Below are 12,232 nucleotides of genomic sequence, written 5' to 3'. Positions count from 1 at the left end.
ACACGTGGATCAGATGTACGTGGATCAGATGTACGTGGGTCAGATGTACGTGGGTCAGATGTACGTGGGTCAGACGTTCGCTTGGGACGGGGACAGGCCGGTGGTGCCGTCGGAACCGGGGGCGGTGCCGTCGTCGGCACGCTCGGCGGCGTCCTCCAGGACGATGCGGCCGATGACCTCGTAGCGCTCGGGCGCCTTGGCCTTGAGCCACAGGCCGAGGCCCAGTCCGCCGAGGAAGACGGCGCCGACGATCCAGGGGATCAGCTTGAAGAAGACGGAGTCGGAGGCGGCACCGGCCGCGGTCTCCATGTTGACGACGAGCAGGACCACGACGGCGGTCATCGCGATCCCACCAAGCAGGGGCGCGGTGAAGGTCTTGAACCAGTGCCGGTCCTCGGGGTGGTTGCGGCGGAAGTAGCCGATGACGGAGAAGGAGCACAGGGTCTGGACGATCAGGATCGCCATGGTGCCCAGGATCGCCAGCAGCGTGTACAGGTGCAGGTACGGGTCCTGGCCGGTGAGCCAGAAACCTGCGACCAGGGTCACGGCGATGACGGTCTGGACGACGGAGGCGACGTGCGGGGAGCCGTGGCGCGGGTGGGTCCGGCCGAGCGCCGGGTGCAGGAAGCGCTCGCGGCCGATGGCGTACAGGTAGCGGGCGGCGCACTGGTGGAAGGCCATCCCGCAGGCGAACGAGCCGGTGAGCAGCAGCCATTGGAAGGCGTCCACGGCCCATGCGCCGATGAAGTGCCGGGTGGGGGCGAAGAAGAGGTCGAGGGGGTTGGCGGAGGCGGACAGTTCCACGGACCCGGTCAGGCCGTTGCCGGCGATGGTCATCCAGGAGACGTAGATGTAGAAGAGGCCGACTCCGACGACGGAGATGAGCGTGGCTTTGGGAATGACCCGCTTGGGGTCGCGGGACTCCTCGCCGTACATGGCGGTGGACTCGAAGCCGACCCAGGACCAGAAGGCGAAGAAGAGGCCGAGGCCCGCGGAGGTACCGGTGAAGGCGTTCCGGGGGTCGACCGGTTCGAGGGGGATCCCGTCGGGGCCGCCGCCGGAGACCAGTACGGCGGTGGCGACGGCGAACAGGACCGCGATCTCGGCGACCAGCATCACGCCGAGTGCCTTGGCGGTCAGGTTGATGTCGAAGTGGGCGAGGCCGGCGGTGACGGCGAGCATCCCGGCCGCGTACAGCACCCAGGGGAGGTCGACGCCGAGCTGGTCCTGGACCGTGGTGCGGGCGAAGTAGGAGAAGACGCCGACGATCGAGGCCTCGAAGACGACGTATGCGAGGACGGCGAGCATGCCGGAGGCCATGCCGGCGATCCGGCCGAGTCCGTGGGAGATGTATCCGTAGAAGGCGCCCGCGGCGGTGATGCGCTTTGCCATGGCCACGTAGCCGACCGCGAAGACGGTGAGGACGACGGTGGCGAAGAGGTACCCGGCGGGGGCGCCGGTTCCGTTGCCGAAGCCGACCGCGATGGGGAGGTTGCCGGTCATGGCGGTGATGGGGGCGGCGGTGGCGACGGCCATGAAGACGACGCCGACCAGGCCGACGGAGTTTGCCTTGAGGCGCTGGACCTCGCCTGCGGGGCGGGCCGCCCGGGTGGATCGGGGGGTGCCGGTGGAACCGTTGGACATGTCGTCCTCTTCCGCTCGTGCTGGGTGTCCCGACGTGAGGCGGGCCACTCTGGCGGTACGTGACGCAGCCCACAATCGGCATGCGGTCCGGTAATCGCCGTGTGGGGACGACGAGTTGTCGGGGCATCAGGAGCGGTTCGTACGCCGTCGGCGGTGGGCACGGCGGCGTGTCCTGCGGGCGGCCCGGGGCGGCCGGGCAGGTGGGGGCCGATCCGGACCTTGTCAGGGTCTGTTCAAGCAGGGTGCCGGTGGGCGAGGATCACGCCCGCCCCACCCGTTTTCCCTCCCCACCACGCCTTCCCGCCCCCGGAGGATGTTTATGAACCGCCGCACACCCCGCGGCATGCTCGCCGCGGCCACCGCCACCGTGGCGCTCTTCTCGCTCGCCGGCCCGGCCGCCGCACAGTCCACGGCCCCGACGGCCGGCTCCACCGCGCCGCAGGGCCGGATCTTCATGGTCAACCCCGTCCAGGCCACGGGCGACCAGGCACTCACCGACGGCAAGGACGCCGATTCCGCCGTCCCGGCCGCCGCGTACGCCCTGGCCGCGCTGCGCAACCTGGACGGCGGCGGCGGACTCCACGGCCGCTGGGCCTCCGTGCGCTCGGACACCGGCCCCTCCGCCAGGACCGGCGAGGCCGCCGGGTACACCCGTCACGACGACCGGTTCGAGCAGGTCATGGCCTACTTCTGGGTCAACGAGGCGCAGGAGTACCTCCAGTCCCTGGGCTTCGGCACCGAGCTGCCGGGCGCCAACGACCGGGTGCAGCCCGTACGCATCAACCAGTGGGGGGCGGACAACTCCTTCTTTACCGACAAGAAGGACGAGATCCGCTTCGGCAAGGGCGGGGTCGACGACGCCGAGGACGCCGAGGTGATCGTCCACGAGTACGGTCACGCGGTGCACGAGGCCCAGGTGCCCGGCTTCGGCTCCTCTCCCGAGGCCGGCGCGATCGGCGAGGCCTTCGGTGACTACCTGGCCGTCGAGGTCGGTGCCCATGCGGACGCCGCGTACGGCTGGCCGCGGCGGGCCGACCTGGCCTGCGTCGCCGACTGGGACGCGGCCTCCTACAGCGACGCCCCGCACTGCCTGCGCCGCATCGACGGGAACAAGGTGTACGCCGACCTGGAGGGCGAGGTCCACGCGGACGGGGAGATCTGGTCCCGCGCCCTCTTCGACATCCGCAACGCCCTGGGCTCCCGGACCGCTGACCGCATCATCGTCAACGCCCAGTTCGGCTTCGCGCCGGACACGTCCTTCAAGGATGCGGCCCTGACGACGGTTTCGACCGCCCAGCGGATGTATGGCGCGAACGCCGCGGACGCCGTGCGTGCCGCGTTCAAGGCCCGGCAGATCCCCGGCGTCCAGTAACGGCCAGGCCCTTCCCCGGACTCGGTGCACACCGCGTCCGGGGGAGCGCAATGTTCCATTTTTGGTCGCTCAGCGAACATCGCTCCCCTCTCTCCGGACAACAGCCGGTCAAATTCTTGTTGCATACCTGTCAATTCACTGCTCCTTCCTGGCAATCTCAACTGCCTAACCCCCCACGGCAATTGAAGGAGCACGAGTGACCCTCCCCACGTCCCCATCCCGCACCCCCCGCAGCCGCACCCGAGTGCTGCGCGCCGCCGCCCTCGTCGCGTCGGCGGCAATGGTCGCGATCTCCGTCCAGAGCGGCTCCGCCAACGCCTCGACCGAGCGCGAGGCGGGAGCCACCGCGCTCGTCCTCACCGCCGACGCGCGCCTCCAGGCGATCGTCGCGGCCCAGAACACGGCGGCCGACACCGCGCGGGCCATCGGCCTGGCCGACGACGAGCGCCTCGTGGCCCGCGATGTGATCAAGGACGCCGACGGCACGGTGCACACGCGCTACGAGCGCACCTACGCCGGGCTGCCGGTCCTCGGCGGAGATCTGGTGGTCCACCAGAAGAAGGACGGCCGCCGCAAGACCACCAAGGGCATCGAGGCCCGAATAGCCCCGGCCGCCGCCCGCTCCTCCCTCAAGGCCGCGCCCGCCGGTGCCCGCCAGGTCGTCTGGGCCGCGAGCGGAAACCCGGTCTTCGCCTACGAGGCCGTCGTCACCGGCACCCAGCACGACGGAACCCCCAGCGAGCGCCACGTCATCACGGACGCCGCCACCGGCGCCGAGCTGTACTCCTACGAGGCCATCGACACCGGCACCGGTGCGAGCCAGTACTCCGGCTCCGTCACGCTGGACACCACGCAGAGCGGGGCGTCCTACAGCCTGACGGACGGCATCCGCGGCGGCCACAAGACCTATGACCTGAACGGAGGCACCACCGGCACAGGAAGCCTGTTCACCGACGCCGACGACAAGTGGGGCGACGGACTGCCGTCGAACCGCCAGACGGCCGCCGCCGACGCCCACTACGGCGCTGCCGTGACCTGGGACTTCTACAAGTCCGAATTCGGCCGCAACGGCATCGCCGGGGACGGCAAGGCCGCCTACTCCCGCGTCCACTACGGCAACGCCTACGTCAACGCCTTCTGGTCCGACGGCTGCTTCTGCATGACCTACGGAGACGGCGCCGCCAACCAGAAGCCGCTCACCTCCCTGGACGTCGCCGGCCACGAGATGAGCCACGGCCTGACCGCCGCCACGGCCAAGCTGAACTACAGCCGCGAGTCGGGCGGCCTCAACGAGGCCACCAGCGACATCTTCGGCACCTCGGTGGAGTTCTTCGCCAACAACTCGGCCGACGTCGGCGACTACCTCATCGGCGAGAAGATCGACATCCGCGGCGACGGCACGCCGCTGCGCTACATGGACAAGCCCAGCAAGGACGGCGCCTCGGCCGACTACTGGTCCAAGACCGTAGGCCGGCTCGACGTGCACAACTCCTCGGGCGTGGCCAACCACTTCTTCTACCTGCTCTCCGAGGGCAGCGGCGCGAAGACGGTCAACGGGGTCTCGTACAACTCGCCCACCTACGACGGTTCGACGGTGACCGGGATCGGCCGGACCAAGGCCTACAAGATCTGGTACAAGGCGCTGTCGACCTACATGACGTCGACCACCAACTACGCGGGAGCGCGCACCGCGACCCTGCAGGCGACGGCCGACCTGTACGGATCGACCAGCGTGGAGTACCAGCAGGTGGCGGCCGCCTGGAAGGCCGTCAACGTCAACGGCTGATCCGGCTCCTGAGCGGTACCTCGCCCCGGCGGGCCTGCGGGCCCGCCGGGGCTTCCGCCGCTTCCGGCGGACTGCGGACTGCCGACTACAGGTCGCGTTGCATCTGCGAGGGCCAGATGTGGTCCTGCGGGCTGTGCGGGATCGGTGCCGGGGCGTGGGGCGCCCAGGCGGGGTCCGCATCGTAGCCGCCGTGCGGCTCGCCCGCGTGAACGTCCCAGGCCCCGGCAACCTGCGGCGCCCCGGGCGCGGCCGGGCGGCCGTACGAAGGGTCGGAGGGCCGGGGCGGCAGCGCGGCAACCGGCTCGGAGGGGGTGGCGGGTACCTGCAGGCTGCCGTAGCGCTCCATCCGCTGCCAGCGCAGCCGGGAGCCGGCGACGGCGGTGAAGACGGACTGGATCACCACCAGGTACATGAGCTGGCGGTAGACGAACTGTTGCAGCGGCAGGCTCCACAGCGGGCCCGGCCGCTCCCCGTCCAGACGGAACGCGTACAGGCCCATCAGGACCTGGAGGAGCAGGAATGCCGTCCACAGGCCGAGGATGCGCAGGGGGTCGAGGAAGACCAGGCCGTAGACGGCGAAGACGTCCACGACGGGCGCGAGCAGGGGCAGCAGGACCTGGAACATGAGCAGGTAGACCAGACCGCGTCGCCCGAGCTTGCCGGCCTGCCCCCGCTGGGCGAGGGCGCCGCGGTGCTTCCACATGGCCTGGAGGGTGCCGTAGCACCACCGGTAGCGCTGCTTCCACAGGGCACCCAGCGAGGCGGGCGCTTCCGTCCAGGCCTTGGCCCGCTCCTCGTAGACAACGCGCCAGCCGTCCCGGCACAGGGCCATGGTGAGGTCGGTGTCCTCGGCGAGGGTGGTGTCGCTGACACCGCCGACCCGCAGCAGTGCCTCGCGGCGGAACGCGCCGACGGCGCCGGGCACGGTGGGCATGCACTCGGCGAGGTCGAACAGACGGCGGTCGAGGTTGAAGCCGACGACGTACTCGATGTGCTGCCAGCGTCCGAGCAGCCCTCCCCGGTTCACCACCTTGGCGTTGCCGGAAACCGCGCCCACCCGGCGGTGGGCGAAGGGCTGGACGAGCATGCGGACGGCGTCCGGTTCGAAGACGGTGTCGCCGTCGACCATGACGAGCAGATTGCAGGAGGCGGCCGCGATACCCGTGTTGAGGGCGGCCGGCTTTCCGGCGTTCTGCTGCCGGATGACCCGTACGCCGGGCAACCGGAGGGCTTCGACGATGTCGGCGGTGCCGTCCGTGGAACCGTCGTCGACAACGATGACCTCGAGTTGGTGGTCGGAGGCCACGAGGGAGCGGACGGCCGCCTCGATGCCGGCGCTCTCGTTGTAGGCGGGGACGATGACGCTCACGGGTTCGGTGACCGGAGCGCCCCAGGGCTTGCGGTGCATCCGTACGTGCCGGCGTGCGGCAACGAAGACGGCGACCGCACGCAGCAGGCTGATCGCGCCCGCTGCCCACAGCAGCCACGAGAGGGCTTCGAGGATCCAGTCGCTGGTACGGATCGCGGTGATCAGGGCGAGCCCCTGCCACCGGTCCGTGGTCGCGGCGGGCTGCACGGACCCCCGGAGAGCGACGGCATCGCCCACCGTGGCGAACGTCCAGCCGGAGGCCTTCAGCCGCGGCACGAGCTCTTCGAGCGCGGCGACCGTCTGCGTGCGGTCTCCGCCCGCATCGTGCAGGAGCACGATCTGCCCGGCGGTGTCCTTGGGGGTGGCGCCGGCGACGATCTGTTCCACGCCCGGGCGTCGCCAGTCCTCGCTGTCCAGGGTCGTCAGGACGGTCAGATACCCCTCCTGCCCGGCCTGGACGACGGCGCTCCAGTCGGCGTCGTCGAGCGCCTTGCCGGTGGAGGAGTACGGCGGCCGCAGCAGCGGCGTGGTGACGCCGGTGGCGCCAGCGATGACGAGCTGGGTCTCGCGCAGTTCCAGGGAACGCCGCCAGGCGGACGCGGCGCCAAGATCGGTGTGGGTGAAGCTGTGCAGGCCGATCTGGTGGCCCTCGTCGACGATCCGGCGGGCGAGGCCGGGATTCTCGGCGACCCGGGTGCCGACGGTGAAGAAGGTCGCGGGCACGGCGTTGCGGCGCAGCACGTCGAGGATCTTCGGAGTCCAGACGGGGTCGGGGCCGTCGTCGAAGGTCAGAGCGATCGTGCGGGCCGCCGGGGCAGCGGTGCGGGCCGCCTCCCCCTCGATCACCGGCCCGCCGGAGCTGATCCCCGCCGGCACGGACGTCCCCGGGCCTTGCTCACGGTGAGCCCCGTCGGGGGTGGAGTCGAACAGGTGCTGGGTGTAGCCCTGGAGGAGCAGCGCCGCCGAAAGGGTGAGCACGAGGGTGGTCAGCAACAGCCAGTGGGTGCGCAGGGGGACGTTGCGTACGGTGCTGTGCCTGCCGTGGGGGCGGCGGCGACGGTTCTTCGACAAGGGGTGGGACTTCCTGCCTGCTGCGTGGGGCGGTGCGGTGCCGGCTGTGTGCTCTGTGCTGGGCCTGTGCGGCGTGACGGACGTGGCCGGTTCAGGGACGGCCGGTGGGCTTGCCGGCACCCTGCCCGGGGGGAGCGGTGCCGCGGCCGCGGCCGCCGCCGCGAGGCGACGGAGCCGGGTCTGCCGGTCCGGTCGCGGCCTTCGTCGGGCCCTGCCCGGTGCTGGGCGTCGCCTTGTCGGTCACGGTCGTGGCGGCCGGGGCAGGTGCGGCGCCACTGTGCGAGGCTGCCGGGGCGGGTCGTGTGCTGCTGCTCGCCGGACCACGGGTGGAGGGGCCGGCGGTGCCGGCCCCTGCCGTGCCCCCGGGCACGGGGGTGGGGGGAGCCTGGGCAGAGGGCAGCAAAGGCGACTGGAAGGTGGGGCCGCCCAGCAAGGTGCTCATGAGCAGCACGACGTAGGCGACGGCCGGTACCACCAGCAGGTAGCCCCAGCGCCGCACCCGACGCTGTCTGCGCCCCGACGTGTCGACGAAGACGGGGGCCTCGGCGGCAGCCGGGACCGGCGGCACCTGCGCCGTGCCGTACGCAGCGATATCACCGGGGAAGAGCTCCATCGTGTCCGGATCCGGGATGCCGAAGGGTGGGTTCATGCGGGGTGGCCTCTGGATCGGGAAGCGGAGCGACTGATGCCGGGGGCGCGCTCGAGCGGGCACCCCATGCCCTTCAGCGCTGGAACCACCTTCTGTGTCACTCCCGGTGCCGAACCGGTCCCCTTCCGTACGGTGCCGACCGGGATGCCCCGGTTGGCACCGGTCCACCCGCTCCGCCCCCGCTTGACTGGCCGGCCGAGCCCTCCGTCCCGAAGGACCCGTCCGTCCCGAGGCACATGCTGGCGCCGCTGCGCGAGGGAGCGCGGGCCGCCAGGGGCCCGCACGTACTTGCCCGACAGCAGGTGGACCGCCCCGGGGAGCCACGCGTCCGGGTCCAGGGCACGCAGGAGCTGGTGGGCGGTGCAGACGGCCGCAGAGGCGACCGGCCTCCTCGATGACGCCCAGGTACGGCATCTGCACACAGGCGCAGAACACAACGGCGTCGACGTCGGGGAGAACGACTTCGCCGACGAGGTGGACGAGGAACCCTGCCGGACCAGGTGACCGACCCCCGCAGCGGTCACCCACGGCAGGCCCCTCGGCAACGGGGTGCCGAGGTGCCTCCGTCAGCCGGTCCGCCGCCCACCCCGCACCCACCGGTCGTCGCAACGCGGCCCGCACGGCTTCAGGGTCTGCGGCCTCCACCACCCCCCGCGACCACCGGCCCGGCCCGACGTCCGCCGCCCGGGCCAAGCCGTGCGCGGGAACGTGCACGCCGTACGATCACATCTGGCCTGGCCTTCAGTGCCCCGCTCCGCGGCGACCATGATCAGCCTCGGCTCCCTTGAGTTCCGGTGCCGGAAGCGGGGGAAGGTACTCATGGGCGATGAAGCCGAAGCCCTTCTCCGCGTTGAACCACTTCACAGTTCCCGTAGCCATGTCTCGTGCCTTCCAGTCGATGATGCCTCCCACGACATGCGGAAGGCGGAGGTGATCGCCCTGGTTCCTGCGGCCCAGCACAGCAAAACGCCCACGCCGAAAGCGTGGGCAAGGGAACTTCCGAACCACGACAGCTCACGCAGACGCCACACCCCGGCACACTCCGTCACCATAGGACGGCCTGCGCGTCCCGCTCCGGACAGGTGGGGACGATGGCCCGCCGGCACCCGGCAGGCCTTCAGCTCTCCCCGCCTCAGTCAGGTCGCAGCCGTCGGATTCGCCGATTCGGCGGCGCGGCGGTACTCGGCGTTGATTCGCTGGGCTTCTTCGAGCTGGTCTTCGAGGATGACGATGCGGCAGGCGGCCTCGATGGGGGTGCCCTGGTCGACGAGTTCACGGGCGCGGGCGGCGATGCGCAGCTGGTAGCGGGAGTATCGGCGGTGGCCGCCCGCGGAGCGGAGCGGGGTGATCAGGCGGGCTTCGCCGATGGCTCGGAGGAAGCCCTGTGTGGTGCCGAGCATCTCGGCGGCCCGGCCCATCGTGTAGGCGGGGTAATCGTCGTCGTCGAGACGGCCGAACGAGTCGTCTGCTGTCATGGAACCTCTCTCGTGGAACGCATGGAGGGGCCCTGGTGCCATTGGCACCAGGGCCCCGAAGGAACTGCCGCTGACGGGGCGGCGCCTGCGCGGCTATAGCTGGCGTCGAATACCCCACCCAGAGGTGCGTCTGTCCAGGGGTGATGGAGTGGCCGAGCGGGGGCAGCAGCGCAGACAGGGGAAGGGCTCCCCGGGTACGGCCGGGCACCTGCCCGGCCGGTGAAGAGGAAGGATGCTCCTGTGTCGCAGGTCGAAGAGTCCGTCGAGGTCGACGTTCCCGTGCGCACCGCTTACAACCAGTGGACGCAGTTCGAGTCGTTCCCGCACTTCATGGACGGGGTGGAGCGCATCGAGCAGCGCACCGACACCATGACGCACTGGGTCACGAAGATCGGCGGGGTGACCAAGGAGTTCGAGGCGGAGATCACCGAGCAGATCCCCGACGACCGGGTCGCGTGGAGGACGCTGGGCGGCGAGGTCAAGCAGGCGGGCGTCGTCACCTTCCACCGTCTGAGCGACAGCAGGACCAAGGTGATGCTGCAGCTCGACTACGACCCGGACGGCTTCGCGGAGAACGTCGGGGACAAGCTCGGCTTCGTCAAGCGGCAGATCACCGGCGACCTGAAGCGGTTCAAGGACTACATCGAAAGGCGCGGCCAGGAAACCGGCTCCTGGCGCGGCAAGGTCTGACCACGACTCGGCCTCACCTGGGCGGACATTGCCTCCCCGGCGCCTTTCGCCCCCTCCGGAACCTGGAACCGTTCATGCCCGGAGGGGCGAAAGCCAAGAGGCGGGGAAGCCGGATGAGCCGCGACGGATGCCGCGCCGTCGCGGTGTTGGTGCCGTAGCCGACGGACCAATACCCGCTGCCGCATGGAGTGAGGGGTGCCGCTGCCGGCGGAAGTGTCGTGTCCCGCAGGCGCCAGCGGTCGTTGTCCCCGGCGACGCGTGCCTGACCGTCCCCCACGGAGGCACGTCGGAGGGGCCCTGTCCCACGCCCGGCCAGGGCCCCCTCCCCTCGTTCACGCGGCGCGGGCGAGAGCGCGCCTCACCGTCTCCGGCAGAGGCCGGGCCACGATGGAGGACCGCAGGACGGTGCCTGCGGGTGAGGGGGAGAAGGAACTTGATCAACGTGGGCATACAGCGCTGGGGCACCTCGGTCCTGATCAGCGCCGACGCGGCCGGCCCTGGACCACGTCACCGCCGATGAGCGGGACCTCTTGATGGACCTGCACGGCGTGACGACCATGGACACCGACGGCCTGTTCCACCTCCTGGACCTGCAAACCGGCGCTCCGAGGCCCTGCGCCTGAGAGTGCTGGTCACCGGCTGGCAGCCCCAGCCTCAGCAGCTCATGGCGGAGGTGGCCGGTATCCCGGGGCCCTGCACGGCCACCGGGGAGCGGTACGCGGTGGCAGGCTTCCGCCGGCCTCGAGGACCGAGCCCAGCGCGCACGGGACCACGCCGACTTCGCCGCCGGATGGCTGCCCCGCGCCTGACCCGTGGACGGGTCCGCAGTCCAGTACGGCGACTCGTGCGAAAGGTATCCAGCGTAATGCACCGCCTCGTGGAGTCGCACCCGGTCGCACTTCGGAGGAGGCGAGTCGATGTTCTCGCCCGCAGCCTTGGACCAGTGGCTGCCCGACCGACTGCTCACCGAACCGTGAGACCGCATTCTGATCCACACCGTCGGGGTCACCGAAGCCCGCTCCGCCACCGGTGAACAGTTCGGAGAGGCCCGCCCCGTCGACACGGTCGTACGCTCCACCGCCGCGGGTGAGCCCGCCCCGGGGCGTTGCGCTGTCTGGTCCGCGCCATCCTCGACCACCACCCCGGCAGGCTCCTCCTCGCCGAATGGCACCCCCCACCGCACCCCGGACAGGCTCGACCCCCGCTCCGTGGGACGAGAGGTGACGCCGGCATCCGGCGTACCACTCACCGGGGCGGTAGTCACAGGACTCCACCAGCGGTCACCCCAAAGGCAGGGGTCGACCGCTCGGGTGGATCCGCGCCCGGAATGTCGGATCAGGTGTGCAGGAGGCTGTTGGTGCCGTCGTGGCCGTCGGCGTGGTCCTCGTCGAACCAGTAGTCGCCCGCCGCCAGGTAGCGGAAGGAGTGCACGCGCTTCGTCGGCAGGCTGACCGTAACCGCGCGCATGCCGTCACCGCGCGGCTCAAGGGTGTGGGCGCCGGGCTTCCAGTCGTTGAAGTCACCGACGACGCTGACCGGACCAGGCGGAGTGTCGGCGGGCAGGACGAAGGTGAGCTGAGCACGGTCCTTGAGCAGTTTGCGTTCGAGCATGGCGAAGAGCTCCTGCAGACGGAGGTGGCTGTTTCAGCCCATCCTGCGGCCCCCGTCGCGGCCAGGCACCCGCACGCGGCCGCTCGGGGCACCAGCTTCACCCGCCCGGTGCCACAAGGGCGAGCGCGTCACGCCCCCGGTGTTGGCGTGACGGTTCTCGAGGCGTGTCTGCGGTGAGCCCGGGGCCAGGAGCTCGGGGAGGCGGACGGTCAGTGGCCGAGGGCGTTCTTGAGCTGCTGCTTCGACATCGTCGAGCGGCCCTCGATGTTGCGCTCCTTCGCCTCCTGGTACAGCTCGTCCTTGGTGCGGTCCGATGAACTGCCGCCGCCAGACCGCTCGCCGCCGCGCTGCGAGGCGGACTTGCCCTGCGTGGAACTGCGGCTGGCCGTCTTGCTCTCCCCCGAACGCGCACGTTCCTTGTTCACCGTGCGGGAAGCCATCTCCTTCGCACGGCCCTCCGACATGCCGCGCTGTTCACCGGACTCCTTGATGTGCTCGTACTGACGCTCACGCTTCGCGCTGGAGCCTCTGGGCATGACACATTCCTCTCTCGATGGTGTCGGGT

The 12,232-nt window shown here is 70.7% G+C and carries 11 protein-coding genes; 4 read left to right on the top strand and 7 right to left on the bottom strand.

The genetic code is table 11. The features are described from left to right. Window positions 1-69 precede the first annotated feature (69 nt). Window positions 70-1,644, bottom strand: a complete 1,575-nt coding sequence (locus tag ACZ573_RS30790; protein ID WP_471310386.1) for an APC family permease — start codon at window positions 1,642-1,644, stop codon at window positions 70-72. A gap of 319 nt (window positions 1,645-1,963) precedes the next feature. Here ACZ573_RS30790 and ACZ573_RS30785 point away from each other — a divergent pair, with 319 nt between their 5' ends. Both ACZ573_RS30785 and ACZ573_RS30780 read left to right on the top strand, forming a co-directional pair. Beyond that, window positions 1,964-3,016, top strand: coding sequence for a M4 family metallopeptidase (locus ACZ573_RS30785; RefSeq protein WP_471310384.1), 1,053 nt, complete (start codon window positions 1,964-1,966; stop codon window positions 3,014-3,016). A gap of 280 nt (window positions 3,017-3,296) precedes the next feature. Beyond that, window positions 3,297-4,802, top strand: coding sequence for a M4 family metallopeptidase (locus ACZ573_RS30780; protein WP_471310450.1), 1,506 nt, complete (start codon window positions 3,297-3,299; stop codon window positions 4,800-4,802). 85 nt (window positions 4,803-4,887) lie between these two features. On the opposite strand, the gene ACZ573_RS30775 is transcribed toward ACZ573_RS30780, so the two are convergent. Together ACZ573_RS30775 and ACZ573_RS30770 are read right to left on the bottom strand one after the other, a co-directional pair. After that, on the bottom strand, window positions 4,888-7,242 hold the full coding sequence (locus tag ACZ573_RS30775; protein ID WP_471310382.1) for a bifunctional polysaccharide deacetylase/glycosyltransferase family 2 protein: 2,355 nt from the start codon (window positions 7,240-7,242) through the stop codon (window positions 4,888-4,890). Between the two features lie 91 nt (window positions 7,243-7,333). Beyond that, window positions 7,334-7,891: a hypothetical protein gene (locus tag ACZ573_RS30770; RefSeq protein ID WP_471310381.1), complete on the bottom strand. Its 558-nt coding sequence runs from the start codon at window positions 7,889-7,891 to the stop codon at window positions 7,334-7,336. 360 nt (window positions 7,892-8,251) lie between these two features. Here ACZ573_RS30770 and ACZ573_RS30765 point away from each other — a divergent pair, with 360 nt between their 5' ends. Beyond that, on the top strand, window positions 8,252-8,395 hold the full coding sequence (locus ACZ573_RS30765) for a hypothetical protein (RefSeq protein WP_471310379.1): 144 nt from the start codon (window positions 8,252-8,254) through the stop codon (window positions 8,393-8,395). Window positions 8,396-8,632: 237 nt separating this feature from the next. On the opposite strand, the gene ACZ573_RS30760 is transcribed toward ACZ573_RS30765, so the two are convergent. Together ACZ573_RS30760 and ACZ573_RS30755 are read right to left on the bottom strand one after the other, a co-directional pair. Beyond that, window positions 8,633-8,770 carry a cold-shock protein gene (locus tag ACZ573_RS30760; RefSeq protein ID WP_471310377.1) on the bottom strand — a complete coding sequence of 46 codons (138 nt, stop codon included), beginning with the start codon at window positions 8,768-8,770 and terminating at the stop codon, window positions 8,633-8,635. A 257-nt stretch (window positions 8,771-9,027) separates the two neighbouring features. Next, window positions 9,028-9,366 (bottom strand): MerR family transcriptional regulator, encoded by a 339-nt coding sequence (locus ACZ573_RS30755; protein ID WP_202203329.1) that lies wholly within the window; start codon window positions 9,364-9,366, stop codon window positions 9,028-9,030. 240 nt (window positions 9,367-9,606) lie between these two features. On the opposite strand from ACZ573_RS30755, the gene ACZ573_RS30750 reads away from it, so the two are divergent. Then, the gene (locus ACZ573_RS30750) at window positions 9,607-10,056 is read left to right on the top strand and encodes an SRPBCC family protein (RefSeq protein WP_471310375.1); all 450 of its coding nucleotides are present in this window, start codon (window positions 9,607-9,609) and stop codon (window positions 10,054-10,056) included. Window positions 10,057-11,391: 1,335 nt separating this feature from the next. On the opposite strand, the gene ACZ573_RS30745 is transcribed toward ACZ573_RS30750, so the two are convergent. After that, window positions 11,392-11,667 carry an isoamylase early set domain-containing protein gene (locus ACZ573_RS30745; protein WP_471310373.1) on the bottom strand — a complete coding sequence of 92 codons (276 nt, stop codon included), beginning with the start codon at window positions 11,665-11,667 and terminating at the stop codon, window positions 11,392-11,394. A gap of 209 nt (window positions 11,668-11,876) precedes the next feature. Then, window positions 11,877-12,203: a plasmid stabilization protein gene (locus tag ACZ573_RS30740; RefSeq protein WP_471310370.1), complete on the bottom strand. Its 327-nt coding sequence runs from the start codon at window positions 12,201-12,203 to the stop codon at window positions 11,877-11,879. Window positions 12,204-12,232 lie beyond the last annotated feature (29 nt).

Source organism: Streptomyces sp. NPDC040545 (genome assembly GCF_055595065.1).
Note: the sequence above shows the minus strand (reverse complement) of the source record. Positions and strands in the feature narration are given on the sequence as shown.